The organism is Pseudomonas sp. NY15463, assembly GCF_048068415.1.
Classification (GTDB): Bacteria; Pseudomonadota; Gammaproteobacteria; order Pseudomonadales; family Pseudomonadaceae; genus Aquipseudomonas; species Aquipseudomonas mosselii_C.
Window position 1 is genome coordinate 315,595 of record NZ_JBLUQD010000001.1, and the last position, 25,197, is coordinate 340,791.

Annotated in this window: 25 protein-coding genes; 12 read left to right on the top strand and 13 right to left on the bottom strand. The window is 62.2% G+C overall.

Translation table 11 applies throughout. The features are described from left to right. Nucleotides 1-92: 92 nt before the first annotated feature. Nucleotides 93-434 (bottom strand): hypothetical protein, encoded by a 342-nt coding sequence (locus ACNFIC_RS01520; protein WP_138217460.1) that lies wholly within the window; start codon nucleotides 432-434, stop codon nucleotides 93-95. Between the two features lie 162 nt (nucleotides 435-596). On the opposite strand from ACNFIC_RS01520, the gene ACNFIC_RS01525 reads away from it, so the two are divergent. After that, on the top strand, nucleotides 597-1,418 hold the full coding sequence (locus tag ACNFIC_RS01525) for a shikimate 5-dehydrogenase (RefSeq protein ID WP_416779450.1): 822 nt from the start codon (nucleotides 597-599) through the stop codon (nucleotides 1,416-1,418). Between the two features lie 54 nt (nucleotides 1,419-1,472). On the opposite strand, the gene ACNFIC_RS01530 is transcribed toward ACNFIC_RS01525, so the two are convergent. The 3 genes from ACNFIC_RS01530 to ACNFIC_RS01540 all read right to left on the bottom strand — a co-directional run bounded on the left by ACNFIC_RS01530 (nucleotide 1,473) and on the right by ACNFIC_RS01540 (nucleotide 2,906). Further along, the gene (locus ACNFIC_RS01530; RefSeq protein ID WP_138217462.1) at nucleotides 1,473-1,715 is read right to left on the bottom strand and encodes a hypothetical protein; all 243 of its coding nucleotides are present in this window, start codon (nucleotides 1,713-1,715) and stop codon (nucleotides 1,473-1,475) included. 97 nt (nucleotides 1,716-1,812) lie between these two features. Then, nucleotides 1,813-2,340, bottom strand: a complete 528-nt coding sequence (gloA, locus tag ACNFIC_RS01535; RefSeq protein WP_138217463.1) for a lactoylglutathione lyase — start codon at nucleotides 2,338-2,340, stop codon at nucleotides 1,813-1,815. Between the two features lie 206 nt (nucleotides 2,341-2,546). Beyond that, complete coding sequence (locus ACNFIC_RS01540) at nucleotides 2,547-2,906, bottom strand: histone-like nucleoid-structuring protein, MvaT/MvaU family (protein ID WP_138217464.1); 360 nt, start codon at nucleotides 2,904-2,906, stop codon at nucleotides 2,547-2,549. A gap of 360 nt (nucleotides 2,907-3,266) precedes the next feature. Between ACNFIC_RS01540 and ACNFIC_RS01545 the strand changes: the two genes are divergently transcribed. Together ACNFIC_RS01545 and cobF are read left to right on the top strand one after the other, a co-directional pair. Further along, nucleotides 3,267-4,556, top strand: a complete 1,290-nt coding sequence (locus tag ACNFIC_RS01545) for an OprD family porin (RefSeq protein ID WP_416779453.1) — start codon at nucleotides 3,267-3,269, stop codon at nucleotides 4,554-4,556. Nucleotides 4,557-4,624: 68 nt separating this feature from the next. Then, nucleotides 4,625-5,374 (top strand): precorrin-6A synthase (deacetylating), encoded by a 750-nt coding sequence (cobF, locus tag ACNFIC_RS01550; protein ID WP_416779454.1) that lies wholly within the window; start codon nucleotides 4,625-4,627, stop codon nucleotides 5,372-5,374. A gap of 43 nt (nucleotides 5,375-5,417) precedes the next feature. Here the strand turns inward: cobF and ACNFIC_RS01555 are convergent, their stop codons facing one another. Both ACNFIC_RS01555 and ACNFIC_RS01560 read right to left on the bottom strand, forming a co-directional pair. Continuing rightward, on the bottom strand, nucleotides 5,418-6,623 hold the full coding sequence (locus ACNFIC_RS01555; protein ID WP_416779456.1) for a glycosyltransferase family 4 protein: 1,206 nt from the start codon (nucleotides 6,621-6,623) through the stop codon (nucleotides 5,418-5,420). A gap of 53 nt (nucleotides 6,624-6,676) precedes the next feature. Continuing rightward, nucleotides 6,677-7,027 carry a response regulator gene (locus ACNFIC_RS01560; RefSeq protein WP_416779458.1) on the bottom strand — a complete coding sequence of 117 codons (351 nt, stop codon included), beginning with the start codon at nucleotides 7,025-7,027 and terminating at the stop codon, nucleotides 6,677-6,679. A gap of 256 nt (nucleotides 7,028-7,283) precedes the next feature. On the opposite strand from ACNFIC_RS01560, the gene ACNFIC_RS01565 reads away from it, so the two are divergent. The 5 genes from ACNFIC_RS01565 to ACNFIC_RS01585 are packed head-to-tail and all read left to right on the top strand — an operon-like array spanning nucleotide 7,284 to nucleotide 13,788. Further along, nucleotides 7,284-10,748: a response regulator gene (locus tag ACNFIC_RS01565; protein WP_416779460.1), complete on the top strand. Its 3,465-nt coding sequence runs from the start codon at nucleotides 7,284-7,286 to the stop codon at nucleotides 10,746-10,748. Nucleotides 10,749-10,752: 4 nt separating this feature from the next. Beyond that, nucleotides 10,753-11,574, top strand: a complete 822-nt coding sequence (locus tag ACNFIC_RS01570) for a CheR family methyltransferase (RefSeq protein WP_138217470.1) — start codon at nucleotides 10,753-10,755, stop codon at nucleotides 11,572-11,574. Next, nucleotides 11,571-12,146 (top strand): chemotaxis protein CheB, encoded by a 576-nt coding sequence (locus tag ACNFIC_RS01575; protein ID WP_138217471.1) that lies wholly within the window; start codon nucleotides 11,571-11,573, stop codon nucleotides 12,144-12,146. Before ACNFIC_RS01570 ends, ACNFIC_RS01575 begins: the two co-directional genes overlap by 4 nt. After that, nucleotides 12,140-13,366 carry a hybrid sensor histidine kinase/response regulator gene (locus tag ACNFIC_RS01580; RefSeq protein ID WP_138217472.1) on the top strand — a complete coding sequence of 409 codons (1,227 nt, stop codon included), beginning with the start codon at nucleotides 12,140-12,142 and terminating at the stop codon, nucleotides 13,364-13,366. The genes ACNFIC_RS01575 and ACNFIC_RS01580 overlap by 7 nt, the downstream gene beginning before the upstream one ends. A 44-nt stretch (nucleotides 13,367-13,410) precedes the next feature. Beyond that, nucleotides 13,411-13,788: a response regulator gene (locus ACNFIC_RS01585; protein WP_138217473.1), complete on the top strand. Its 378-nt coding sequence runs from the start codon at nucleotides 13,411-13,413 to the stop codon at nucleotides 13,786-13,788. A gap of 55 nt (nucleotides 13,789-13,843) precedes the next feature. Here ACNFIC_RS01585 and ACNFIC_RS01590 read toward each other — a convergent pair whose 3' ends face one another. Next, entirely contained in the window at nucleotides 13,844-14,620 is a 777-nt protein-coding gene (locus ACNFIC_RS01590) for a ParA family protein (protein ID WP_416779463.1), read from the bottom strand. 158 nt (nucleotides 14,621-14,778) lie between these two features. Between ACNFIC_RS01590 and ACNFIC_RS01595 the strand changes: the two genes are divergently transcribed. Beyond that, complete coding sequence (locus tag ACNFIC_RS01595) at nucleotides 14,779-15,138, top strand: VOC family protein (RefSeq protein ID WP_138218149.1); 360 nt, start codon at nucleotides 14,779-14,781, stop codon at nucleotides 15,136-15,138. Here the strand turns inward: ACNFIC_RS01595 and ACNFIC_RS01600 are convergent. From ACNFIC_RS01600 to ACNFIC_RS01615, 4 genes are all read right to left on the bottom strand, one after another. After that, nucleotides 15,102-16,700, bottom strand: coding sequence for a diguanylate cyclase (locus ACNFIC_RS01600; protein WP_416779465.1), 1,599 nt, complete (start codon nucleotides 16,698-16,700; stop codon nucleotides 15,102-15,104). The two genes, ACNFIC_RS01595 and ACNFIC_RS01600, sit on opposite strands and share 37 nt — an antisense overlap. Nucleotides 16,701-16,741: 41 nt before the next feature. Continuing rightward, nucleotides 16,742-17,239, bottom strand: coding sequence for a hypothetical protein (locus ACNFIC_RS01605; RefSeq protein ID WP_416779467.1), 498 nt, complete (start codon nucleotides 17,237-17,239; stop codon nucleotides 16,742-16,744). A 91-nt stretch (nucleotides 17,240-17,330) separates the two neighbouring features. Then, complete coding sequence (locus ACNFIC_RS01610; RefSeq protein ID WP_416779469.1) at nucleotides 17,331-17,915, bottom strand: LysE family translocator; 585 nt, start codon at nucleotides 17,913-17,915, stop codon at nucleotides 17,331-17,333. A 49-nt stretch (nucleotides 17,916-17,964) separates the two neighbouring features. Further along, entirely contained in the window at nucleotides 17,965-18,795 is an 831-nt protein-coding gene (locus ACNFIC_RS01615; RefSeq protein WP_138217478.1) for an AraC family transcriptional regulator, read from the bottom strand. A gap of 203 nt (nucleotides 18,796-18,998) precedes the next feature. Between ACNFIC_RS01615 and nfsB the strand changes: the two genes are divergently transcribed. Further along, the gene (gene nfsB / locus ACNFIC_RS01620) at nucleotides 18,999-19,652 is read left to right on the top strand and encodes an oxygen-insensitive NAD(P)H nitroreductase (RefSeq protein WP_138217479.1); all 654 of its coding nucleotides are present in this window, start codon (nucleotides 18,999-19,001) and stop codon (nucleotides 19,650-19,652) included. A gap of 57 nt (nucleotides 19,653-19,709) precedes the next feature. Here the strand turns inward: nfsB and ACNFIC_RS01625 are convergent, their stop codons facing one another. Beyond that, the gene (locus tag ACNFIC_RS01625) at nucleotides 19,710-20,864 is read right to left on the bottom strand and encodes a cysteine desulfurase family protein (protein WP_416779472.1); all 1,155 of its coding nucleotides are present in this window, start codon (nucleotides 20,862-20,864) and stop codon (nucleotides 19,710-19,712) included. A gap of 214 nt (nucleotides 20,865-21,078) precedes the next feature. Continuing rightward, entirely contained in the window at nucleotides 21,079-22,005 is a 927-nt protein-coding gene (locus tag ACNFIC_RS01630) for a LysR family transcriptional regulator (RefSeq protein WP_416779474.1), read from the bottom strand. A 141-nt stretch (nucleotides 22,006-22,146) separates the two neighbouring features. On the opposite strand from ACNFIC_RS01630, the gene ACNFIC_RS01635 reads away from it, so the two are divergent. Then, complete coding sequence (locus ACNFIC_RS01635) at nucleotides 22,147-23,376, top strand: acyl-CoA dehydrogenase (RefSeq protein WP_416779476.1); 1,230 nt, start codon at nucleotides 22,147-22,149, stop codon at nucleotides 23,374-23,376. A 617-nt stretch (nucleotides 23,377-23,993) separates the two neighbouring features. After that, entirely contained in the window at nucleotides 23,994-25,181 is a 1,188-nt protein-coding gene (locus ACNFIC_RS01640; protein ID WP_138217483.1) for an MFS transporter, read from the top strand. Nucleotides 25,182-25,197 lie beyond the last annotated feature (16 nt).

The window sequence follows — 25,197 nt, forward strand, 5'->3', positions numbered from 1 at the left end:
CCTGTGGAACATGTCGACACTCTACCCACGGATCGGCTTGGCCTGAAATCAATGCTTTCAATAGTGGTCATTGATGGCATCGTGGGTAGCGCTTACCAGCGCGGTGGGCCGTAGTAGACTGGTGGCGGGCCGTAGTAACGGTGGTACACCGGCGGCGGGGCGGGCACGTAGCGCTCGACCACATACGGCTGTGGCTGGTAGTAGACCGGTGGCGGTGGAGCCTGAACGTACACCGGCGGCGGCGCGTAGACCGGTTGCTGTTCCACGTACACGGTACGGTCACGCCCGCCACTGACTGCCGCGCCGACCACAGCACCCACCACGGCAGCGCCGATGACCGGGCCCGGGCCACCCCAGCCGCCGTGCGCCGAAGCCTGGCCGCTGAGGGCCAGCGCACCAACCAGCAGGGCGATTCCAGGGATGAGACGTTTCATGATCATTCCTCGCAAGACAACCCCACGCTTGGGGCCTGACTACTATGACCGCGCAGAACGCCAACTGCGCACTGGGCAACGGTAAAGGTTGTGTAAGGAGCGACCGGCGGTCACCTCTGTTAGGCTAGATCAATCGTTTCAGCCGTATTTGAGGAGGCGTAGATGAGCATCATCCCTAGCCGGGACACGGTCCTGTGCATTTCCCTGGCCGGTCGCCCCGGCACCTTCGGCGTACGCTTTCACAACCACCTCTATCGACAGTTGGGGCTCGACTACTACTACAAGGCAATGACTACCCAGGACCTGCCAGGCGCCATCGGTGGGATTCGCGCCCTGGGCATTCGCGGTTGTGGCGTGTCGATGCCGTACAAAGAGGCCTGCCTGGCACTGGTGGACGAGATCGACCCGTCGGCTGCTGCCATCGAGTCGGTGAATACGCTGGTCAATGATGCGGGTCGCCTGAAGGCCTACAACACCGACTACCTGGCGGTTCGCCAGTTGTTGCAGCAACACCAGGTCGATCCGCACACGGCGTTCGTCCTGCGCGGCAGTGGTGGCATGGCCAAGGCTGTCGCCTGTGCGCTGCGTGACGCGGGGTTCAGGGATGGCACACTCGTCGCCCGGAACGAGCAGGCCGGGCGGCACTTGGCTGACATGTGCGGCTACCGTTGGTTGCCCGCGATTGACGATATAAGCCCGCCGATGCTGGTGAACGTGACCCCGATTGGTATGGCCGGTGGCCCTGAGGCGCAGCAGTTGGCGTTTCCCGAGACTGCGATCGATGCAGCTGAGTGGGTGTTCGACGTGGTCGCGATGCCCGCGCGCACTCCACTGATCCAGCGTGCCGAGGCGCAGGGCAAAGCGGTGATCACCGGCCTTGAAGTGATCGCGTTGCAGGCCTTGGAGCAATTTGTGCTGTACACCGGCGTGCGGCCTACTCAAGCGCAGGTGGACGCGGCGGTCGCCTACGCCCGGGAAGGCTGAACGCGGGTACGAGGGAAGTGGCGCTGTGCCACCTCCACTCCACGGGTGCGGCGCTCAGAACACCCGTTGCCCATGGTCGAGCTGCTGGTCGACCAGCGCACGGCCATGCGCCAGTGACACATGCTGGGCATTGTCCAGGTCGCTGAAGAACTTCATCGGCATCGACAGGCGCCGGCTGGTATGACCCTGTGGGTCGGTGATCAGGCAGCCTGCGGCATACGGCAGGGGAGCGCCAGGGTGGGGCATCACGCTGGCGGTGATGGTGTGCTCACGGTACTCACAGTGCAGCGATTGCATCGTCCTTACCTCGCTGTGGTCTGGAAGGGCATGTACTTCTCATATACCACGACGAGGGGCCGAGGGGTCCCGGCCCGACGAACGCGCGGCGCGTGCCTCAGCCTTCGAGGTCGGTCGGCTGGATGACTTCGACCCAGTAGCCGTCAGGGTCCTTGATGAAGGCCAGGTGATTCATGCGGCCGTCCTGCAGGCGCTTCTGGAATGGCACCCCAAGGGCTTCGAAACGCGCGCAGGCGGCGCGCACGTCCGGTACCGAGACGCAGATGTGGCCGAAGCCGCGCGGGTCGGTGTTGCCATCGTGGTAGGCGAACGCAGGATCGCTCTCGGTACCGTGGTTGTGGGTCAGTTCGAGCACGCCAGGGATCGACTTCATCCACTGGTGGCGTTCGGCGTCGTCAGCAGGAATCTGCGCGGGGTCTACCAGGGCCAGGAAATACAGGCTGAAGGCGGCTTGCGGGAAGTCGCGCTTGTCCACCAGGCGGAACCCCAGCACACGGGTGTAGAAATCCAGCGACTTCTCGATATCCTTGACGCGCAGCATGGTGTGGTTGAACACGAACTGGGCGGTTGCGGCATCTGGCTGGGCGGTGACGCCGGGCAGGGTATGCAGGTCTTGCAGGCTCATGGGGACTCCAGAATCAGGGTCTAAAACAAGTGGGCCATGATACGGCAGTCAGCCAGTCGCGCAAATGAAAGCGCCCTGCACGGTGGCAGGGCGCTGGAATTAGAGGCCCGCATGTGCGGGCGCGTGATGGGGTCGCTAGTCCTTTAGCTGGTTCGATACTGAAACAGCAGGTGTGAAAAAAGTGTGAAGTGTACGTTGACATTTCATCAGCGTACCCAGCTCTCCACTGCTTGGGCGCCGTACTGTTGCTTCCAGGCTTTAAGGCCTCGGTGATTGCCGCCTTTGGTTTCGATCAACTCCCCGGTATGCGGGTTTTCGTAGACCTTCACCACGCGCGGGCGGCGTTGCTGTTTGGCCGGAGTAGCCAGGTTATGGCTCACCGCCTTCGGATCGAGGATGGCGATGATGTCGCGCAGGCTCTTGTCGTAGCTTTTCATCAGCCCGATCAATTTTTGCTCGAACTCGATTTCGCGTTTGAGACCGGCGTCCTTTTTCAAGGCTTCCAGTTGAGCCATTTGTTCCTGAAGCGCTTTTTCGGCAGCACGAAACTCTGCAAGTCTGGACACTGTCATCACTCCTGTAAGTCTGCCGTGGCATGACGTGACGAACATGACTACTTGGACTGAACGCCGGCCACGCGGATAGGTAACACTGTTCGCTCACGAGAGTGTAGTAGCCACTTGCATACGGGTAAACAGCAAACTTAAGGTCAAAATGTCGGGAACTTTGTGGCGTTTTCGTACTGTATGTGAAGTCGCCCGTGCAGGTCGCTGAAAGCGCGTCTAGACCATGGTCCAATGGCCTGTCCCAGAGCGTTCAGCGCACCCTTTACGGTACGTGTGGAGTTATTCCCGTTCCTCGTACAGCACCGGTAGTCATTGGCGACCGGGACAATATTCGCTTTTATGTCTGGATGTTCCAATCGCATGTTTGCCGCTTTTCTTCTCGCCCGGGGACGTCGTGTTGTCGGGTTGCTCTTGCTGTGTGCCTGTGTTTCGACAGAAGCGGCCGGTTTTCTTGAAGACAGCCGTGCCAGGCTTGAATCACGCACAGTGTATTTCAATCGTGATTTTCGCGATGGGCGCAGCAGTTCAAGCCAGGGCGAGTCCAAGCGCGAAGAGGCAGCCCAAGGGTTCATTCTCAATGTCCGATCCGGTTATACCCAAGGTCCGATTGGTGTTGGCGTCGATGCCTTGGGCATGGCGGGCTTCAAGCTCGATTCGAGTCCGGCCGACAGTAACAGTGGCTTGTTGCCCTCTACCGGACATGATCCACGCGGTTCGGTCGACCAATACGCCAAGTTCGGCGTGGCCGGCAAGGTGAAAGTGTCGCAGACCCTATTCAAGTACGGCGCCATGATGCCCGATGTGCCCTTGCTCAAGTACAACGACGGACGTTTGTTGCCGACCTTGTTCCACGGTGCCTGGCTGACGTCGCAGCAGGTGCGCGATTTCACCTTTACCCTGGCTCGTCTGAACCAGTACATCGCACGTGACTCGACCGACCGCCAGGACATTCGCGTGCATTGCAAGAACAAACGCTATGCCTGCGATATCGAAGCCGACCACTTCGATTTGGGTGGCCTCGACTACCGCTTCAATGATCGGGTCACTGCGCAGTATCAGGTGTCGAAGCTCGACAACATCTACCGCCAGCACTTTCTGGGCGTAGTCGCCAGTCAGCCGTTGGCGGTGGGCTCGCTGTCGACTGACCTGCGTTTGATCAAGAGCGATGACATTGGCAATGCCCGCGCAGGCGAGATCGACCATCGCGCCTTCAGTGGCCTGTTCGGCTACAGTGTGGGCGGTCACAAGCTCAGCTTCGGCTGGCAGCGTATGTTCGGCGAAAGCGCCATGCCTTATCTCGATGGCAGCAACCCATACCTGGTCAACTATGCCCAGGTCAACGACTTCGCTGCCGCTCAGGAACGTTCCTGGCAACTGCGCTATGACTATGATTTCAAGGCTCTGGGTGTGCCCGGCCTGACGTTCCTGACCCGCTACATCAATGGCGACCACATCAAAGTGCCGGGCAGTGACACCCAAGGCCAGGAATGGGAGCGCGACACCGAGCTGCGCTACCAGGTGCAGGGCGGCACCTTCAAGGATGTCAGCGTACGCCTGCGTAACGCCACCTACCGCAGTAACTACGCGAGGTGGGCGCGGGACATGGACGAGACACGGGTGATTGTCAGCTACAATTTCTCGGCGTTCTGACCGGCCGCACTTTGCCAAAGGCGAACGGCCCACCGACAATGCGCGCGGGTAACTAGGCAGACCAGGTGATGAAGCACTTGCTGTTGATCGGTATCGGGCCTGGTGATCCCCGGCAGATCACCTATGAGGCGGTCGATGCGCTGCGCCGTGCAACGGTGTGTTTCGTGCTCGACAAGGGCGCGCATGTCGACGCGTTGCTGCACCTGCGCAAGGCCATTCTGGCGCGCTATCGGCCTGAGGGTGGCTATCGCCTGGTGCAAGTCTCGGACCCGCAGCGCGACACCGAGGCCGTTGACTATCCCGGCGCGGTCCAGGCCTGGCACCAGCAGCGTGCGACGCTGTATGCCCGGCTGATCGAAGAGCAGCTCGGTGCCGGGGACATCGGGGCCTTCCTGCTGTGGGGCGAGCCTGGCTTGTACGACAGTACGCTGCGCATTCTTGAGCAGGTGCGCGGGTGCGGTGTTGCCCTGAGCCTGGAAGTGATCCCCGGCATCAGCAGCCCGCAGGCCCTGGCCGCCCGCCACCAGATCCCGCTCAACCGCGTCGGTGAGCCGTTGACCGTGCTGCCGGGCAGGCGTCTGGCCGCGCAGGGGCGGGTGGACAACGTGGTGGTGATGCTTGATGGGCAGTGCGCGTTCGCCGCGTTGGACGACCCGGCGCTGCACATCTATTGGGGCGCTTATCTGGGAATGCCGGAGCAAGTGCTGATCGCCGGGCCGCTCCAGGCGGTGAAGTCACGCATTCTGCAGGTACGCGAGCAGGCCCGGCGGCGCAACGGATGGATCATGGACACCTACCTGTTGCGCCGTGAGGGCTGAGGCCTGGTTCAGCGCATGGTCACCGCAGTCCTGCGCAACAGGCTCAGCGCTGGCGCAGCATCGCGCCGGTAAAATTGAACAGGCGCAGCTCATCCAGTTGTCCCAGGCTATGCGCCACCTGCCCAAGCAGCGCCGCGCGCTGGCGCCGTGGGTCGAAGCGCAGGCGCAGTAACGGGGCGCAGGCCGATTGGGCGTGCTGCCAGGCCGGCTCGTCCTGATACAGCTCGACGGCTGCCCGCGCGAGCCCCTCGGCAGTGCTCTCGACACGCCCCGGCCACGCGTGTGGCCCACCCATGCCTTCGACGCCTATCGGTGTGGTCACGCTGGGTGTACCGCAGCGCAAGGCGTCGAGCAATTGCCCCTTGACCCCAGCACCTACCCGTAGTGGCGCCAGGCACACGCGGGCACTGCCTATCACCGCCTCCACGTCGGCGACCCAGCCGTGTATATGCAGGCCCTCGTGTGGGGCATGCAGCGCCTGGCTGCGCGCGTCAAGGTTGGCACCGTACACATGCAGCTGCGCCTCGGGCAAACGCCGACGCAGCATTGGCCAGAGGTTGTGGCGCAGCCACAGCAGTGCATCGAGCGTGGCAGGGTGGCCTAAATTGCCGAGGCTGACAAAGTCGGCGCGCTCGGCGAAGGGGCGCGCCGAAGGCAGCGCATCGACGCCGGGTGGGCAGTGGTGCAGCAGGTAGTCCGGTACACCGAAGCCATTGATCAGCAGGTCCATCTCGGCATCCGAGGTGACCAGAGTCAGGTCGCAGCGCCACAGCGCCGCCAGCTCTCGCGCGCTGAGTGGCGAGCGGGCCATCTGTCGGTACAGCTCAGGCCCCGGGGTGCTGAACAGGGTGTGGAAGTCGTTCGGGTCCAGGCCTTCGATCAGGCGCCGACGCAGTAGCTGCTGGCGCGCATCGCGCAGGCTTTGCAGGCCCCAACTGAACAATATGCACAGCGCGTTCGGCAATTGCTGGCGCAGAACGCGGCCAAAGCGTTCCTCGCTGTCGAAGCGGTCGAACAACACCACGTCGGCCGTTTGCGTGGCCAGGTCGCTGCCGTCCTCGGCGATGCGCTGCTCGACGATGCCCAGTCTGGCCAGGTCAGCCTTGTAGATGCCTGGCGTGGCCGGGCAGGCGAAGGTGACGTGCCAGCCCTCGGCGCGCACGTGCTCTAGCAGTTGCAGCAGGTGCCGACCTGCGCTGTAGGCTTGCGGCTCGGGCCAGTGAAGGGCAGCGACCAAAAGGTGGGGCATGGTGCAGGGCCTTGAACCAGTGAAAGGCCCTTATTTAAGCATGCGCGGCGCGTTTAAGGGGTGCCTAGGATGCTTAACATCTTTTCGCGAAGCAGCTCGATGCTGAACGGCTTGCCGATCACGTGCATGCCTTCGGGCACCTCCACACTATCGGCATAGCCGCTGGCGAACAGTACCGGCAACGTGGGGCGCAACTCACGCGCCTTGGCCGCCAGCGCATCGCCACGTATGTCGGGCAGGCCGACATCGGTCATCAACAGGTCCAGGGGCTGGTTCAGGTCTCTGAGTATGCGCAATGCGGCAGTGGCATCCTCAGCCTCGAGAATCGTATAGCCCAGCTCGTCGAGCACTTCGACAATCAGCATGCGAACGATGTCGTCGTCTTCGACTACTAGCAGGTGCATAGGTACGGGTCCTGTTTCGATGAATGGTCTCTACTCTGTGCGCAGGGCCTTGGCAGAAGTTCCCAAGCTTACCGGGCCATGAAAATAGATGGAACGATTGGCGCGTGCCGCCTTCAAATACTGGCTAAATGCCCTGCCAGTATGGCCAAAGGTGGTTAAACTCGCTGTATAAACCGGCCGGTGTGGCGCAGGGTGATTCACACAAGACGTAGCCGCCAACACTGTTCAATGGACTTTTCGCTCGGGCCTCAATCACATGATTCAAGCAGCCTCGATGGATCAACGCAGCTTTCGCAAGCTGCTCAGCCGCAACGTCGGCCTGCCCTTGGGAGTGGGGCTCTTGGGGGCCGTGGCGTTCGTCGCGGTGGTCAACTACCTGCTCTCGGCCATGCAGTGGGTAGAACATACCGATCGGGTGATCGGCAATGCCAACGAGACGGTCAAGCTGTCGATCGACATGGAAACCGGCATGCGCGGCTTCTTGATCACCGGCGACGAGCGCTTCCTGGACCCCTACGAGGTCGCCAAGCCGCGCATCTTCAGCAGCCTGGACACCTTGCGCGAACTGGTCATTGATAACCCGACCCAGGTTGATCGCATTGACCGCCTGATAGCTCTGCAACGCGCCTGGAACGACTTCGGCAGTGAAATGATTCAGCAGCGTCGCAGCCATGGTGATTACCAGGCGTCCATCGGCAATGGCCGCGGCAAGCGCATCACCGATGAGATCCGCAAGGAATTCGAGGGCTTTATCGGCACGGAACAGCAACTGCGCATGGCTCGCAACCAAACCGTGAGCACGGTCACCGTCACGGCGATCACCGCGTTCGTGCTGTTCATCGTGGCCCTGAGTGCCTTGCTCGCCTACCTTGGGCGTCGCGACCTGCTGGCGTTATCCAACAGCTATGTCGAAAACCTGCAAGGCCAGCAGCGTGCCGCCGAGCGCCTACAGCATCAGGCGTGGCTGCGCACGGGGCAGACCCAGTTGGCCGAACAGGTGCTTGGGCAACTGACCCTGCCGATGCTGGGCGACAATATTTTGCGCTTTTTCGCCACCTACCTGGGCAGCGTGGTGGGCGCAGTCTATGTGCGTGACGATCACGGCCAACTGATCCGGGTGGCCAGTTATGGGCTCGACGCCGAGCATCAGGCCCGCGAGCAGGTGCTTGGCCAGCACGCCGGCCTGCTGGCCCAGGCCCTCCAGCAGGGCCGTCTGCTGCGCCTGGACGATCTGCCTGAGGACTACTATCGCCTCAGCTCAGGCCTTGGCAGTGGCCTGCCGCGCAGCGGTGTGTTGATGCCCGCCCGGCATGATGGTGAGGCCAACGGTCTGGTCGAGCTGGGCCTTCTGCGCCCGTTGCAGGACCGCGACCTGGAGTTGTTGGAACTGTTGGGCGGCAACCTGGGCATTTCCATCGAGACTGCCCGTTATCGCCAGCGCCTACAGGAAGTGCTCGCCGAGACCCAGCAGCTCAATGAGGAGTTGCAGGTCCAGCAAGAGGAACTCAAGACTGCCAACGAGGAACTCGAAGAGCAGTCCCGGGTGCTCAAGGAGTCACAGGCTTACCTGGAGACCCAGCAGGCGGAACTGGAGCAGACCAACGAACAACTGGCCGAGCGCACTGAGGCCTTGGATCGCAAGAACAGCGAGCTGAACAGCGCCCAGCAAGAATTGCAGGCGCGTGCCGACGACTTGCAGCGTTCGAGCAAGTACAAGTCCGAATTCCTCGCCAACATGTCCCACGAGCTGCGCACACCGCTCAACAGCTCGCTGATCCTGGCCAAGCTGCTGTCCGAGAACGCCGAAGGTAACCTCAGTCAGGAGCAGGTCAAATTCGCCGAGTCGATCTATTCGGCGGGCAACGACTTGCTCAACCTGATCAACGATATCCTCGACATTGCCAAGGTCGAGGCCGGCAAGCTCGAAGTACGCCCCGAAACCACGCCGCTTGAACGTCTGGTCGAAGGGTTGCAGGGCATGTTCCGGCCGCTGGCCCAGGACAAGGGCCTGCAATTTACCGTGGAGCTGGAGCACCCTCTGCCTGCGACCCTGTTCACCGACCGTCAGCGCCTGGAGCAGATCCTCAAGAACCTGTTGTCCAACGCCATCAAGTTCACCGAGCGAGGTCAGGTGAGCCTGCGTATCAGCCATCAGATGGGAACGGGGATCGTGTTCGCCGTGCGTGATACCGGCATCGGCATCGCCGCCGACCAGCACCAGGCGGTATTTGGCGCGTTCCATCAGGTCGATGGCACCAGCAACCGCAAATACGGCGGGACCGGACTTGGCCTGTCGATTTCACGCGATCTGGCGCACCTATTGGGTGGGCAGATCAGCGTCGACAGCAGCCCAGGGCAGGGCAGCGTGTTCAGCCTGATCCTTCCCGAGCACTTCGAAGCGTCTGAGCAACTGCCGGTTCACAGCCTGCGTCCGGCCGTGGACGAGCTGCCGCCAGCCCCGGCCTTGCCCGCGCCGGCGCGTTCGGAGCGCTCGGCCCCGGCCTTTGTCGACGACCGCGAGCTGGCGCCGTTCAGCAACCGCTGCATCCTGGTGATCGAGGACGAACCGAACTTTGCGCGTATTCTCTACGACCTGGCGCACGAACTGGGCTATAGCTGCCTGGTAGCCCAGGCCGCTGACGAAGGCTTCGAGTTGGCCGCCCAGTACCTGCCCGACGCAATCTTGCTGGACATGCGTCTGCCCGATCATTCCGGGCTCACCGTGTTGCAACGTCTCAAGGAGCAGCCTGGCACGCGGCATATCCCGGTGCACATTATTTCGGTGGAGGACCGGGTCGAGGCGGCCATGCACATGGGCGCGGTGGGCTATGCCGTCAAGCCGACCAGCCGCGAAGAACTCAAGGAGGTGTTCGCCCGCCTGGAGGCCAAGCTCACGCAGAAGCTCAAGCGCATCCTGCTGGTGGAGGACGACGATCTGCAGCGCGAGAGCATCGCCCGTCTGATCGGTGACGATGACATCGAGATCACCGCCGTAGGCCTGGCTCAGGAGGCGCTGGCGCTGCTGCGCGAGCATGTTTACGACTGCATGATCATCGACCTCAAGCTTCCCGACATGCTCGGTAACGAGCTGCTCAAGCGCATGACCTGCGAGGACATCCGCAGCTTCCCGCCGGTGATCGTCTACACCGGCCGCAACCTGACCCGCGAAGAAGAAACCGACCTGCTCAAGTATTCGCGTTCGATCATCATCAAGGGCGCACGCTCGCCCGAGCGCCTGCTCGACGAAGTGACGCTGTTCCTGCACAAAGTCGAGGCGCAGTTGTCCAACGAACGGCAGCGCATGCTCAAGACCGCCCGCAGCCGCGACAAGGTGTTCGAAGGGCGCAAGGTGCTGCTGGTGGACGACGACGTGCGTAACATCTTCGCCCTTACCAGCGCGCTGGAGCACAAGGGGGCCATCGTCGAAATCGGCCGCAACGGGCGCGAAGCGATCGAGGTGCTCGAGGCCAACGATGACATCGACCTGGTGCTGATGGATGTGATGATGCCGGAAATGGATGGCTATGAAGCCACCCGGCTCATCCGTCAGCAGCCGCGCTGGCGCAAGCTGCCGATCATCGCCGTGACCGCCAAGGCGATGAAAGACGACCAACAGCGCTGCCTGCAGGCAGGTGCCAATGATTACCTGGCCAAACCGATCGATCTGGACCGCCTGTTCTCGCTGATACGGGTCTGGTTGCCGCAATTAGAGCGAATTTGAAATCTTGACCAGTGACCGCAACACCGACATTGAAATCCGTTTGCTGATCGAGGCCATTTACCTCAAGTACAGCTACGATTTTCGCGACTATTCCGGCGCTTCGATCAAGCGTCGCATCCTGCATGCCATGCGGCAGTTCGAGTGCCGTACGGTCACCGCCCTACAGGAGCGCGTGCTGCACGACCCCGGTATGTTCATGGAGTTGCTGCAGTACCTGACTATTCCGGTCAGCGAGATGTTTCGCGACCCCGGGCATTTCCTGGCGCTGCGCAACGAGGTGGTGCCGCTGCTGCGCACGTGGCCGTCGATCAAGGTCTGGATCGCCGGTTGCAGCACGGGCGAGGAGGTTTACTCCATGGCCATCTTGTTGCGCGAAGAAGGCCTGCTGGAACGCACCATCATCTACGCTACCGACATCAATCCCCACTCGCTGGAGCGCGCCAAGCAAGGTATTTACTCGATGCAGAGCCTGAGCGAGTACGAGGAGAACTATCGCCTGGCGGGAGGACGCCGGGATTTTTCCGAGTACTACACCGCCGCCTATGGCAACGCGATCATGGACAGCAGCCTGCGCGAGAACGTGACGTTCGCTGACCACAGCCTGGCCACCGATAGCGTGTTCTCCGAAACCCAGTTGGTGTCGTGCCGCAACGTGCTGATCTACTTCAACAAGGCCCTGCAAGACCGGGCGCTGGGGCTGTTCCATGAGTCGCTGTGTCACCGCGGCTTCCTGGTCTTGGGCAGCAAGGAGTCCGTGGACTTTTCGGCTTACAGCGAGCGTTTCGAGCCGCTGGTGCGCCCCGAGCGGATCTACCGTAAATCATGAAAGGCATCCGCGCAGTGGTCATCGGCGCTTCGGCGGGCGGGGTGACGGCGTTGCTCAACGTGCTGGGCGCATTGCCGCGGGATTTCGGCCTGCCGGTGCTGTGCGTGCTGCACCTGCCTGACCGACGCCACAGCCAGCTGGCCGAGGTGCTGCAACGGCGCTTGCAGTGCCCGGTGCGCGAGGCTCAGGACAAGGCACGCATCGACAACGGTGTGGTGTATGTCGCCGGGCCTGGCTATCACCTGTCGGTCGAGCGCGACTTCACCTTGTCCCTCAGCCAGGAGGAGCCGGTGCATTTTTCGCGCCCGGCCATCGATTATCTGTTCGAGTCGGCGGCCGACGCCTACGGCCCGAGCCTGCTCGGCGTGCTGCTCACCGGGGCCAATGAAGATGGCGCCCGAGGGTTGCTGCGAATCAAACAGAATGGGGGGCGGACCGTGGTCCAGGACCCCCGCGATGCACAGGTGGCGATGATGCCCGAGGCCGCGTTGGCCCTGCACAGCCCAGACCATATTCTTTCTTTGAGCGGTATCGGGCAGTTGCTCGCCACCCTGGAATCCAGCGCATGCTAAGCCACATTACCGCCAAATTGCTGATCGTCGACGACCTGCCAGAGAACTTGCTCGCGCTCAATGCCTTGATCCAGGGCCCGGACCGAGAGGTTCACCAGGCCCGCTCGGCCGAACAGGCCCTGTCGCTGCTTCTCGAACATGAGTTCGCCCTGGCCATCCTTGATGTACAGATGCCTGGCATGAACGGTTTCGAGTTGGCTGAACTCATGCGCGGTACCGAGAAGACCCGCAACATCCCCATCGTATTCGTGACCGCCGCCGGTCGCGAAATGAACTACGCGTTCAAGGGCTACGAAAGTGGCGCGGTGGATTTTCTGCACAAGCCGCTGGACACCGTTGCGGTCAAGAGCAAAGTCGCCGTGTTCGTCGAGCTATTCCGCCAGCGCAAGGCCCTGGATCGGCAGTTGCAGGCACTGGAGCGCAGTCGCGCCGAGCAAGAGCAGTTGCTGACCCAGCTACAAGTCGCACGGGTTGAACTGGAGCGGGCGGTGCGCATGCGTGACGATTTCATGTCGATCGTTTCCCATGAGGTACGCACACCGCTCAATGGCCTGATCCTGGAAACCCAGCTGCGCCGGATGCACCTGGACAGGGGCAACCTGGCGGCGTTCAGCGAAGACAAGCTCAAGGCCATGGTCCAGCGCGACGAACGGCAGATCAACAGCCTGATCCGGCTGGTCGAAGACATGTTGGACGTCTCGCGTATTCGCACCGGCAAGCTGTCGATCCGGCCAAAGGTATTCGACCTCGGTCAGTTGGTGCAGGGGCTGGTGGAAACCTTTGCCACCCAGGCCCAGGCGTTGGGTACGCGCATCGAGCTGCAGAGCTGCGGGACCTTGCCGGGCGAGTGGGACGAGTTTCGCATCGAGCAGGTGCTCGCCAACCTACTGTCCAATGCCTTGCGTTACGGCGAGCGCAAGCCGGTGCAGGTACGCGTTTTCGCAGATGGCGCGATGGCTTGTGTGCAGGTACAGGATGCCGGTATCGGCATCAGTGCGCAGAACCAACAGCGGATTTTCCAACAGTTCGAACGCGTAGCGGCCCAGCAGGCCTCCGGTGGCCTGGGCCTTGGGCTGTATATTTCCGAGCAGATCGTGTTGGCCCATGGTGGGCGGATCCAGGTGTTCAGCACTGAAGGGCAGGGTGCCACGTTCAGCGTCTACCTGCCGCTGCCTGCACTGTCGCAACAAACCGACCACGTGCAGGCAACCTCCGCGTAAGCGTGGGGTCTGATAGCTATCCTATTGAATTCGAAGGCGTTGTCATGAGTGAAGATGCACAAGATGTGGTGTTGATTGTCGAGGATGAGCCGGCCATCCGTATGATCCTGCGCGATTACCTGGCGGGTGAGGGCTACCATGTGTTGGTGGCCGAAGATGGCGAAGAGGCATTCGCGATTCTGGCCAGCAAGCCGCACCTGGACCTGATGGTGACCGATTTCCGCTTACCTGGTGGCATCTCCGGGGTAGACATCGCCGAACCTGCTGTGAAGCTGCGCCCGGACCTGAAAGTGATCTTCATCAGTGGCTACCCCGCCGAAATCCTTGAGTCCGGCAGCCCCATCGCACGCCGCGCGCCGATTTTGGCCAAGCCGTTCGATCTGGATACCCTGCACCAGCAGATCCAGACATTGCTGTGCTGAGTCACGCCTGCAAGCCTGTCGTTGCATACGGCAGGGGCTGGTCGGGGGCCTGCGCCTACGCCACCCGCTCCAGCACATCCAGCAATTGCACGAACGCCTGTGTCAAACGGTGCGTGGGCGCCAGGTGAACCAACGGCACACCGGCCTGGTGTGATTCACGCATCTTGATCGAACTGCTCAGGTACACCGGCAGCACTGGCAGCCCTTGATCACGCAACTGATCTACCAAGGTTTGGTGCAGCGCGGTACGGCCTGCGAACTGGTTCACCACGATGCCCTCGACCTGTAGCGCGCTGTTGTGCTCTTCGCGCAACGCTTGCACCTCAGCCATGACACTGTGCAGCGCCTGGCCCGAGAAACTGTCGCAGTCATAGGGAATCAGCAGTCGCTCAGCGGCGACCAGGGCGCTGAAGGTGAAGAAGTTCAGCGCCGGCGGTGTGTCGATGTAGATCCGTTCGTAGTCTGCCGAGAGTGCCACCAGCAGCTTGCGCAGCTTGTTGATCTTGAACTTGCTCTGCAGTTTGTCCTGAAGTTCGGCAAGGTCCGGGCTTGCGGTGATCAGGTGCAGGTTGGCGTAGCGCGTCTCGGTGATCGCGACGCGGTGTTTCTTGCCGCAGGCCGCGTGCGGGGCCAAGGTCTGGCGGAAAAAGTCGGTGATGCCCGAGGGGATCGCCGCACCGGTCAGGCCGGAGAGGTAATAGGTGGCGTTGGCCTGGGGGTCGAGGTCCACCAGCAACGTGCGGTAGCCTTCTGCGGCGCTGGCAGCGGCGAGGTTGCAGGCGATGCTGGATTTGCCGACGCCGCCTTTGCGATTGAACACGACACGACGCATGGTTGGATCGTCCTTGATGGAAAATGTCAGAGCGAAGTCAATCCTATGACGGCAACATGACAGTATTAAGACAGGGCGTGGCACTGCGCGAGCGCAAGTACCGCGCCAGAGCAGTTGTGCAGTATGCTCGTCGTTCACTTCAACGCAAGGAGGCCACCATGGGTGTGCGCGGCAACGACCGTCAGGTCGATAACATCGAGTTCAACGTGAGCGATATCGCCCGCAGCAAGGCGTTTTATGGCGAAGTGTTTGGTTGGCAGTTCGTCGATTATGGGCCTACCTACACCGAATTCAGCGATGGTCGCTTGACCGGTGGCTTCAGCACGGGCGAGCCGGTGCGTCCAGGAGGCCCCTTGGTGATTGTCTACGCCGACGACCTGGCACACACCCAGCGCCGCATCGAAGCGGCAGGCGGACGCATCAGCCGCGCCGTATTCGCCTTTCCGGGCGGACGACGCTTTCACTTCCTCGACCTAGATGGCTACGAGCTGGCGGTGTGGTCGACCAGCGAGGCGTGACAGACGCGGTTGCGTCCATGCTGCTTGGCCAGGTAGAGCGCTTTGTCCGCCGCATTGAGGGCGTCGTCGGGCGTGCTGTCGGGGGCCTGCGGCCAGTGCGCGACGCCCAGTGACACGGTAATACTGCCCACCGGATCGATCGGAGTGTGCTGCACGGTGCCGCGCAGGCGTTCGGCCACCGTCGCGGCCACCGCCAGGCTCGCCTCGGGTAGCAGCATGAGGAACTCTTCGCCGCCGGTGCGGCACAGCACATCGCCTTCGCGGCAAGCGCCGCGCATCAGTTCGGCCAGGCGTTTGAGCACCTGATCGCCGACGTCGTGGCCATGCCCATCGTTGACGTGCTTGAAGTGGTCGACGTCCAACACGATGACGGCAAAGCTGCGGGCTTCTTCTTCCAATCGCGCTATCGCCACGGTCAGGCCCCGGCGGTTGACCAGCCCGGTGAGTGGGTCGGTACGCGCATCGAGGTCGAGCCGACCGATGCGTTCGTGCATCAGGTTCAGGCCCAGCAGCAGTGCACGCTTGAGTTCAGCCGCCTCGAAGTACCACGCGGGTACTCGTTCGATGCGCTCGCTGGTGCCGTTGCGGTCCATGCTGCGCGCGCCTGCGGCCAGTTGCCAGAGCGGACGCACGATGATCAGCGCCAGCCACCACAGCAGCAGGCAGCCCAATAGGGCCAGCGGCGCCGAAATTCCCACCACGTTGAGGACCAGATGGTTCAGCGGCGCCACGGTCGCGGCCAGTGGCTGCTGTGCGACCACGCCCCAGCCTGTAGTGGGCACCGTGGCGTAGCCGGCGAGCATCTGCACACCCTGGCTGTTGATTACCGCGCGGGTGCCGCCGGGGGCGGTGGCCAGCCCATCGATCAGCGTGTTGCCTTCGACCTGCGTACCGACCCGCTGGCCATCGGGGTGATAAAGCAGGCGACGGTTACGGTCGACCACATACAGGTACGAGCCGTCCTGATAGAAATGTTCGCCCAACAGGCTATTGAGGATGTTGCGTTCACGCAGGTAAAGACTACCGCCCACGTAGCCCAGGTAACGGCCTTGGGCATCGAACACCGGCTGCGACAGCATCACCACGAGGTTGTTGGCCGCCGACAGGAACGGCGTGGACACCAGCGTGCGACGCTCGCGCAGCGCTTGCTGGGAACCGGGGGAATTGGACTGGGTGCCGATCAGGTGCTGCAGCGAAGCCGGCGAGATGGCGCGTAGCACGCCGTTGGCATCGACCAGGAAGGTCGAGTTGAACGCGTAACTCTGGTGCAGCACACGCTCGGTTTCTGCCAGCTGCGCCGCGTCGTTACCTGATTGGTGACTCTGCACGCCAGCGCTGAAACGCAGTTGTTGCAGCGCATTATTGATGAAGGCGTCGGTAATCGCGGCGAGCTTGGCGGCATACACGCGATTGGATTCCAGCGCATGGTCGATCAACAACTGGCGCTGTACGCGGTAGCTGGCGAAATAGCTGGTCAGTAGCATTACCAGCGCAGTTAGCGCGCAGAGGACCAGAATCAAGGTGCGCAGGTCCAGGCGCAGTCCGAGCTTGGCGTATGGCAATCCGTGTCTCGCAGGGCGGTGATGAATGATTACCTTACTCGCTAAGGGGTTACCTTGCCATCGGCATCGCGTGGCGGCTGCAACTGTTCAAGCGCGATGTTCACCTCACGCATACGCTGCTCGACAATCGCCTGGACCTTGGGGTCGTTGGCGCTTTCGCGCATCAGCCGATTGAGCTTCTCGCCCAGGCGCTTGCCTTCGTCGGTCTCGCCCAGCGCCTTGGCCTTGGCCGGGTCACGGGTGGCTTCGACGATGCGGGCGAACTCCTGATCGTTGAAGTGCTTCTCGCTGTACAAACGGTACAGGTCCTGGCGTTGGTCCTCGACCGTGAGGTGCTGGCGCAGGATTTCGCGGATCTTGGCCTCGGGCACCTGGCGATGGGTCATGGCCAGCAACTGTGCCATGCGTTCGATGTTGTGGTCGTAGGCTTCCTGCAACGGCAGGTTATCGACGATCTGTTGTTCGCGGCTGGGTTTCTGGTCGCAAGCCGTCAGGGCGGTGAGCAGCAGCGCGAGCAGGCATTTACGCAGAATGGGCATGGCAGGGCCTTGGGCACGGTTCAAGGCGGCGAGTGTACTGCATGCCAGCCCCCTGCCAGGAGAGGGCTGGGTAAAAAAACCAGAGTCTCGACTACAGCAGCAAGATCGACCAGGCCGACACCAGCAACAAGCCTGCAAGGCCTTGGTTGAAGCCGCGCAGCGCCTTTGGCGAACGCAGCCAGCGAGCGCTGCCCAGGCCTAGCAAGACCCACACCGCCATGCACGGTATTGCGACCAGCAGGAACACCAGCGCCAGCCTCCACACTGGCAGCACGGGCGTGGCAAACACCCCGACCACTGCCACTGCCATCAGCCACACCTTGGGGTTGATCAATTGCAGGGTGGCCGCGCTGCAGGCGCTCAAGCGACTGCCATTGGCCGCCTGCAACGGCTCGCCGGCGGCGCGTAGCAGGCGCCAGGCCAGCCAGCTCAGCCACAGTACGCCGGCCCCACTCATCAGCTGTTGCGCCAGCGGATGGCGCAACAGCACTTCGCCCAGCCCCAGGCCGACCATCAGCACGATCGCCGCAGCTGCACCGCAGGCTGCCAGCACGGGCCCCAGGCTTGCGCGCAGGCCATGTTGGGCACTATGCGCGAGCAGCAGCAGGTTGGTCGGCCCCGGGCTGATGCTGGCGGCCAGGGCAAAGAGCAGAAACGGCAGGAGGGTAGGCGACATGCGAAGGGCTCCGGTCAATCGAAGCTGCATGATCGCTTTGGCCTGCACTTCAGTCTGGAAGGTTTGAGCAGCGCTTGCGGTAGTCGGCGGGTGTGAGACGGTAGGCGCGACGGAACCAGCGGCCCAAGTGACTCTGGTCAGCGAAGCCCAGGGCCATGGCAACCTCGGCCGGGGTCTCGCCACGGGCCAGGTGTTGCCGCGCGCGGGCCAGGCGCAGTTGAATCAGATAGGCGTGCGGTGCCAGACCGAAGGCCGACTTGAACGCACGGGTCAGGCGGAAACGGTCCACACCGCAGACCTGCGCCAGCGTTTGCAGGTCGATGTCCTGATCAAGGTGAGCGTGCAGGTAGTCGCGGGCCACCTGCGCCGTGAGGGGCAGGCGCGGATCTGGGTCCAGCCGCTTGCGCCATTGCAGGTGCCCGGTCAGGCAGGCCAGCAGGTCGTCCAGGGTGGTCTGGCGGACGATGCGCAGTTCTTGCTCGTGCACGCTCTGGAAGGCCCGTAAGGTGGCCCCGGCCAGCCGCGTGTCGCGGTGCAGGGTGGCCGCAAAGCTGGGCAGCGCATGCGAGGGCGCGTGCTCGAACAGCGCGCGCACCTCGGTTTCCAGCCACTGGCTGTCCAGATACAGGGTCGAGTAGGTGAAGCCCTCGGCGGTTGGCGCCAGGCCATCGTGGAGGTCGCCCGGTTCGAGCAGGAACACCTGGCCGGGCGTGCTTTGCAAGCGTACCCGGCGACAGTTGAACTGCTGTACACCCTGCTCGGTGACGCCGACCAGGAAGGTGTCGTGCCAATGCGGGTCGTAGGCGTGGCCGGTGAAATGCGCGCGGACCGACTCGATGCCGGTATCGGCGTCCTGTCTGAGGTCGATCCAGTGGCTCATGGCAATCCGCAGGATGAAGGAAAGGTGCCTACCATAACCCAACCCTGGCTGAGGGTCTGGAACGAATGTGCAACCGTCAGTCGGGCCATGCAACGCTGGATTTTCAGTCTGGTGCTGAAAGTGTTGCTGTGATTTACAGGTTTTTCTTTGCGGTCGGGGCGCTAAGATGCGCGTCATCCACTATCCCAAAGGAGTCACCGTTGATGGACACCGTTGCCCTGGCCAAGCGCCGCTATACCACCAAAGCCTACGATGCCAGCCGACGTATCCCGCAGGCGACTGTCGATGCGTTGCTCGAACAATTGCGTCACAGTCCTTCGTCGGTCAACTCCCAGCCCTGGCACTTCATCGTTGCCGACAGCGCCGAGGGCAAGGCACGCCTGGCCAAGAGCACTGAGCCGGACTTTGCCTACAACACCGCGAAGATCCTCAATGCCTCCCACGTGATCGTGTTCGCTGCGCGCACCGACATGACCGATGCGCACCTGCAAGCAGTGCTTGAGCAGGAAGACCAGGACGGCCGTTTCCGCGACGAACAAGCCAAAGCCACTGGCGATCAAACCCGCCGCTTCTACACCGACCTACACCGCCTGGACAACAAGGACCTGCAGCACTGGATGGAGAAGCAAGTCTATCTGGCCCTGGGCACGGCGCTGCTGGGCGCAGCGGCCTACGGGTTGGACGCGACGCCCATCGAGGGTTTCGACAGCAAGGTGATGGACGCCGAACTGGGCCTGCGTGAGCGCGGCTTCACCAGTGTGGTGGTGCTCGCCTTGGGCTACCGCAGTGAAGATGACTTCAATGCAGGCCTGGGCAAGTCGCGTCTGCCGGCGCAGCAGGTGTTCACCTTCCTTTGACCGCGCTCACCGCGAGCAGGCCTCGCCCCGCGTCACGGGTGCCCTAGGCGAGCCTGCTCACCACAGCGTCAGTGCCGCTGCGCCAATGACCTGCCTGAATACCGCGATGGCGCGTTCTACCTCTTGCTCTTGGGTATAGCGCCCAAGGCTCAGGCGTACGCTATTTCGCGCCTGCTGCTCGTCCAGGCCCAGGGCAAGCAGCACGTGGGAGGCTGCCTTGCTCGCCGAGTTGCAGGCCGAGGTGCTCGACAGGGCCAGCTCGCTGGCCAAGGCCAGGCTGTTGAAGCCTTTGCTGTCGATGCACAGGTTTAGGGTGTGCGGGATACGTTGGACGGGGCAGCCATTCAGGCGTACGCCCGGCAATGCCAGCAGACCGTCGCGCAGGCGTGCCGAAAGCCGCTCGATACGCTGGTATTCGGCATCGCCTGGCCGGCCGGCGAGGGCGAACGCGCTGCCCATGCCGGCGATCTGGTGGGTCGCCAGGGTACCGGAGCGCAGGCCCTGTTCATGGCCGCCGCCGTGCATCTGCGCGCGTAACACCTCGCGTGCACGCGGGCCGACATAGAGCGCGCCAATGCCTTTGGGGCCGTAGACCTTGTGGGCCGAGAACGACATCAAATCCACGGCTTGGTGGGCCAGGTCGAGGGTGACCTTGCCTATCGCCTGTGCGGCATCGACATGCAGCAGCGCGCCGTGCGCGCGCACCCGTTTGCCGATGTCGACGAAGTCGGTGACAGTCCCCAGCTCGTTGTTCACCGCCATCAGCGACACCAGGCGAGTGTCGGCGCGCAATGCCGCTTGCACGGCGTCGGGCTGGATCAGGCCGTGGGCGTCGGGTTCGAGGCGAGTGATTGCCCAGCCCTGGCGTTCCAGTTCGGCGGCGGTGTCGAGCACGGCTTTGTGCTCCAACTGGCTGGTGATCAGGTGTGCGGGCTGCCCTGCGCCTTGGGCGATGCCCTTGAGCGCCAGGTTGTTGGATTCAGTTGCGCCAGAGGTCCATACCAGCGTGTCGGCGTGTGCGCCGAGGTGCTCGGCAACTTGCTGGCGAGCCTGATCGACTGCCGCGCGGGCGGCTTGGCCATAGGCATGGCCGCTGGAAGCGGGGTTGCCGAAGGTGGCCTCGCGGCCAAGACACGCGAGCATGGTTTCAATGACTCGGTCGTCAACCGGCGTGGTGGCGGCATAATCGAAGTAGAGCGGGGCGGTGGTCATGATCGGGCGCTTGTCCGTGCAGGGACGCCGGTGTTCGGCATCCATGAACCGCATGCTACGGGGAGGCTGCGGCGAAGGTTTTCTCTTCTTACCGCAACGCTCGCGCTTTGTAGAAATAACCTTTCGCCATGAGCTTATGACGGAGAAAAAATTTCTCCGCATACCGACAACCTGTGCATCTAGCCTTGGGCCAAGTGCTGCGCACCACGACTCCTCAGGCGTTTTCCAGCGCTTGCTGCTCCTCGGCCGCGACCCGTTCGCACAATTCGATGATCTGCTCGCGCATCCAGCGATTGGCCGGATCCTGATCGGTGCTTTCGTGCCAGTACAGATGGGTCTCCAGCGCCGGTACTTCCACCGGCAGTGGTTGGTAGCGCAGTTGATGACGGCGGGCGAAGCGCTCTGGTACGGTCATGACCATGTCGGTTTGCTGCAATACCTGAGAGGCCATCAGGTAGTGCTGCGAACGCAGCGCCACGCGCCGTTGCACGCCCATCTTGCCCAGCGCCAGATCGACATAGCCCAGGCCGTTGCGCCGGCTGGAGATGTGGATATGGGTCATGCTCAGGTAAGTGTCCAGGGTCAGCTTGCTGTCAGCCAGTGGATGGCCGGGGCGCATGGCGCAGACGTACTGGTCCTGCATCAGCTTGACGTGACGCACCTGCGGATCGGTATTCAAGGGTGCGTCCACCGCGAAATCCAGGCGTCCGGCGGCCAATTCCTTGGTGGTTTCGCGGCGTTTGCACAGGAAACTCTCGATCACCAAGGCTGGGGCCAGGCGCCGCAGGCGCTGGAACAGCGCCGGTAGGATCACCGCCTCAGTCAGGTCGGTCATGCTGATGCGAAAGGTCTTGCTGGCCTGCTGCGGGTTGAAGATGCGGCTTTCCTGCACCGAGGTGCGCAGCAACGACAGTGCATTGCGCACCGGGCCGATGATGTTCTGTGCCATGGGCGTGGGGACCATGCCTTGGGCGGTGCGCACGAACAGCGGGTCGTTGAAGGTTTCGCGCAGGCGTGACAGGGCGTTGGAGACTGCCGGTTGGGTAATCCCGACGATCTGCCCGGCACGGGTCAGGTTGGCTTCGGTATAGATGGCGTCGAAGACGATGAACAGGTTGAGGTCGACCTTGCTGAGGTTCATGGGCGCCGCTCTTTGTTGGAGTTATGGCGGGATCATATATCGGTTATGAATGTTTATACACGTAGAAAATAGGTTAGGTGGATGAAGGGCAGCTGTTCTAGGCTCTGCCCCATGTTCTTCATTGACTGAAGGTAAGCCCCGATGGATTTCGCCTATTCGCCCAAGGTCCAGGCACTGCGCGAGCGCGTCAGCGCATTCATGGACGCCTACGTGTATCCGGCTGAGCCGGTGTTCGAGCGCCAGGTCGCCGAGGGCGACCGCTGGCAGCCCACCGCGATCATGGAGGAACTTAAGGCCAAGGCCCGCGCCGAGGGGTTGTGGAATCTGTTTCTGCCGGAGTCCGAGTACGGTGCCGGGCTGAGCAACCTGGAGTACGCCCCGTTGGCCGAGATCATGGGCCGTTCGCTGCTGGGGCCGGAACCGTTCAACTGCTCGGCGCCGGACACCGGCAACATGGAGGTGCTGGTGCGCTATGGCAGCCAGGCGCAGAAACGTCAGTGGCTGGAGCCGCTGCTGCGCGGCGAGATTCGCTCGGCGTTCGCCATGACCGAGCCGGACGTCGCCTCCTCAGACGCCACCAACATGGCCGCCACCGCCGTGCGTGATGGCGACCAGTGGGTGATCAATGGCCGCAAGTGGTGGACCTCGGGCGCCTGCGATCCGCGCTGCAAAGTGATGATCTTCATGGGCCTGTCCAACCCCGATGGCGCGCGTCACGAGCAGCATTCGATGGTGTTGGTGCCCGTTGATACCCCGGGCGTGAAGATCGTCCGGCCCCTGCCAGTGTTTGGTTACGACGATGCACCGCATGGCCACGCGGAGGTGCTGTTCGAGAACGTGCGGGTGCCTTACGAGAATGTGCTTCTGGGGGAAGGGCGCGGTTTCGAGATTGCCCAAGGGCGTCTTGGGCCGGGGCGTATCCACCACTGCATGCGCTCGATCGGCATGGCCGAGCGTGCCCTGGAGCTGATGTGCAAACGCTCGGTGCAGCGCACGGCGTTCGGCAAGCCGCTGGCGCGCCTGGGCGGCAATGTCGACAAGATTGCCGATTCGCGCATGGAGATCGACATGGCCCGGCTGCTGACGCTGAAGGCGGCGTACATGATGGACACCGTAGGCAACAAGGTAGCGCGTAGCGAGATCGCGCAGATCAAGGTGGTGGCGCCCAACGTGGCGTTGAAGGTAATCGACCGGGCGATCCAGATTCATGGCGGGGCAGGGGTCAGCGGCGACTTCCCGCTGGCCTACATGTACGCGATGCAACGCACGCTGCGCCTGGCCGACGGGCCGGACGAAGTGCACCGGGCGGCGATTGGCAAGTATGAGATTGGCAAGTACGTGCCCAAGGAGATGCTGCGTAGCGGGCAATGAGCGCAGGTCGCGCTTGGCGCGATGACCGCAGCCCCTGGAGGCGCGGCTTGAGCCGCGAATACCGGCAACGCCGGTGTCATCCCCCGCGTATCAGGTGTGGTCTGCATCGCTGACACTAACTGATGCTGGCCGTCGCTGGCTCACTGCGAAGGGCGATCCAGGCCAGAGCAGCGATCCAGGCGACGGACACGCCGTAATTGAGTCGCTGGTACAGGCAAAGGCAGCGAAAGCGTGGTGCGTAGCCAGGTTGGAACTTTGTTCATCAGCGGTGCTTCCTTGATAGCTGAGTCGAGGGTCTCTTGGTGGGGCCGTCTGTGAGAAAAGGCATTCTCCAAGAATACGCCAGAAACAATAAACCTCGAGTAATCAAGTCGTTGCCCTGGTAGGTAGGGCAGCTTGGCAGGCGGTGGGCACGCTCGCCATGGAGCAGAGGAGCGCCTTGCGACTGACAGTCGTCGGCCCCAAAACGGACGCATCGAGTACATCGCTTCGCGCAGTGTGCCGAATCATCCGTTGATTACTATTGTTGAAATTTATTCATGGGTAATTGGAAAATTCTCCAAAAATGGGAAATTCGATAAGCAATAAACTGGCAGGCATCTCAACTGGAGTTCCCCATGTCTGCTTACGAGTCACCCGCTTCGCCAGCTTCCGTTGCAAACGGCGCCGGCATCAGCGTCGCGATATTGGCCTTCTCTGCGTTCCTCATCGTCACGACAGAGTTCCTGATTGTCGGACTGCTCCCGAACCTTGCCAGAGACCTTGGCATCTCGATTTCTGTCGCCGGGCAATTGGTCACGCTTTTTGCGTTCACGGTCATGGTCTTTGGCCCGCCGCTGACGGCGGCGCTTTCCCATCTTGATAGAAAAAAACTGTTCATCTCGATCCTGTTGATCTTCGCTGCATCGAATACGCTCGCGGCGGTCTCGAACAACTTCTGGATTCTTGCGGTCGCGCGGGTAGTACCCGCGTTGGCGCTGCCAGTATTTTGGGGAACCGCAAGTGAAACCGCCGGACAACTCGCGGGCCCAGAGCGAGCAGGCCAGGCCATCTCCAGGGTTTACCTGGGTATCTCAGCGGCAATGCTACTCGGCATCCCGCTTGGCACTGTTGTCTCCAATGCCCTTGGCTGGAGAGGGGCCTTCTGGTTGCTCGCGGGGATGTCCTTGATCATGGCTGTGGCGATGTTGGTCTATATGCCGAGTGTTGCCCGTACCGCCAAAGTTGATTTTCTGAAGCAGGCGCGGATATTCAAAGACGCCTATTTCCTCTGCAACGTCCTCCTGTCGATCGTCGTGTTCAGCGCGATGTTCATCGCTTACACCTACTTGGCCGATATCCTTGAACGCGTAGCCGGCGTTGCCCAGGAAAATGTGGGGTGGTGGCTTATGGCATTCGGCGCCATCGGGCTGGTAGGTAACTGGATCGGTGGAAAGGTGGTCGACAAGTCGCCCATTATGGCGACAGGGCTCTTTTTGATCCTCCTTGCTATGGGGATGGCTGCGATCGTGCCCCTCGCGCATGCAGGCTTGCTTTTCTGCGCCGCACTGGGGCTGTGGGGCATTGCAAATACTGCGCTTTATCCGGTGAGCCAGGTGCGGGTCATGAGTTCGGTTTCGCACTCTCAGGCGCTTGCGGGAACCACGAACGTTTCCGCCGCCAACGCGGGTATCGGTATAGGCGCGATTGTTGGCGGCATGACTATTTCACGTCTTGGCGTGGAGTCCCTCGGCTATGTTGCAGCCGCAGTGGCGGTGCTCGCTTTAGTGCTTGTTCCGGTGGTTCGTAACTTGGCACCGAAGTAAAAATTCAAGCGCATAC

Excerpts from the sequence above, each read along its gene's own strand:
- ACNFIC_RS01635 (WP_416779476.1), top strand. The coding sequence starts at position 22,147 with ATGGATTTCGCCTATTCGCCCAAGGTCCAGGCACTGCGCGAGCGCGTC.
- ACNFIC_RS01555 (WP_416779456.1), bottom strand. The coding sequence starts at position 6,623 with ATGCCCCACCTTTTGGTCGCTGCCCTTCACTGGCCCGAGCCGCAAGCC.
- ACNFIC_RS01560 (WP_416779458.1), bottom strand. The coding sequence starts at position 7,027 with ATGCACCTGCTAGTAGTCGAAGACGACGACATCGTTCGCATGCTGATT.
- nfsB (WP_138217479.1), top strand. The coding sequence starts at position 18,999 with ATGGACACCGTTGCCCTGGCCAAGCGCCGCTATACCACCAAAGCCTAC.
- ACNFIC_RS01605 (WP_416779467.1), bottom strand. The coding sequence starts at position 17,239 with ATGCCCATTCTGCGTAAATGCCTGCTCGCGCTGCTGCTCACCGCCCTG.
- cobF (WP_416779454.1), top strand. The coding sequence starts at position 4,625 with ATGAAGCACTTGCTGTTGATCGGTATCGGGCCTGGTGATCCCCGGCAG.
- ACNFIC_RS01640 (WP_138217483.1), top strand. The coding sequence starts at position 23,994 with ATGTCTGCTTACGAGTCACCCGCTTCGCCAGCTTCCGTTGCAAACGGC.
- ACNFIC_RS01630 (WP_416779474.1), bottom strand. The coding sequence starts at position 22,005 with ATGAACCTCAGCAAGGTCGACCTCAACCTGTTCATCGTCTTCGACGCC.
- ACNFIC_RS01575 (WP_138217471.1), top strand. The coding sequence starts at position 11,571 with ATGAAAGGCATCCGCGCAGTGGTCATCGGCGCTTCGGCGGGCGGGGTG.
- ACNFIC_RS01615 (WP_138217478.1), bottom strand. The coding sequence starts at position 18,795 with ATGAGCCACTGGATCGACCTCAGACAGGACGCCGATACCGGCATCGAG.
- ACNFIC_RS01595 (WP_138218149.1), top strand. The coding sequence starts at position 14,779 with ATGGGTGTGCGCGGCAACGACCGTCAGGTCGATAACATCGAGTTCAAC.
- gloA (WP_138217463.1), bottom strand. The coding sequence starts at position 2,340 with ATGAGCCTGCAAGACCTGCATACCCTGCCCGGCGTCACCGCCCAGCCA.
- ACNFIC_RS01585 (WP_138217473.1), top strand. The coding sequence starts at position 13,411 with ATGAGTGAAGATGCACAAGATGTGGTGTTGATTGTCGAGGATGAGCCG.
- ACNFIC_RS01625 (WP_416779472.1), bottom strand. The coding sequence starts at position 20,864 with ATGACCACCGCCCCGCTCTACTTCGATTATGCCGCCACCACGCCGGTT.
- ACNFIC_RS01590 (WP_416779463.1), bottom strand. The coding sequence starts at position 14,620 with ATGCGTCGTGTCGTGTTCAATCGCAAAGGCGGCGTCGGCAAATCCAGC.
- ACNFIC_RS01610 (WP_416779469.1), bottom strand. The coding sequence starts at position 17,915 with ATGTCGCCTACCCTCCTGCCGTTTCTGCTCTTTGCCCTGGCCGCCAGC.
- ACNFIC_RS01530 (WP_138217462.1), bottom strand. The coding sequence starts at position 1,715 with ATGCAATCGCTGCACTGTGAGTACCGTGAGCACACCATCACCGCCAGC.
- ACNFIC_RS01580 (WP_138217472.1), top strand. The coding sequence starts at position 12,140 with ATGCTAAGCCACATTACCGCCAAATTGCTGATCGTCGACGACCTGCCA.
- ACNFIC_RS01545 (WP_416779453.1), top strand. The coding sequence starts at position 3,267 with ATGTTTGCCGCTTTTCTTCTCGCCCGGGGACGTCGTGTTGTCGGGTTG.
- ACNFIC_RS01565 (WP_416779460.1), top strand. The coding sequence starts at position 7,284 with ATGATTCAAGCAGCCTCGATGGATCAACGCAGCTTTCGCAAGCTGCTC.
- ACNFIC_RS01525 (WP_416779450.1), top strand. The coding sequence starts at position 597 with ATGAGCATCATCCCTAGCCGGGACACGGTCCTGTGCATTTCCCTGGCC.
- ACNFIC_RS01520 (WP_138217460.1), bottom strand. The coding sequence starts at position 434 with ATGAAACGTCTCATCCCTGGAATCGCCCTGCTGGTTGGTGCGCTGGCC.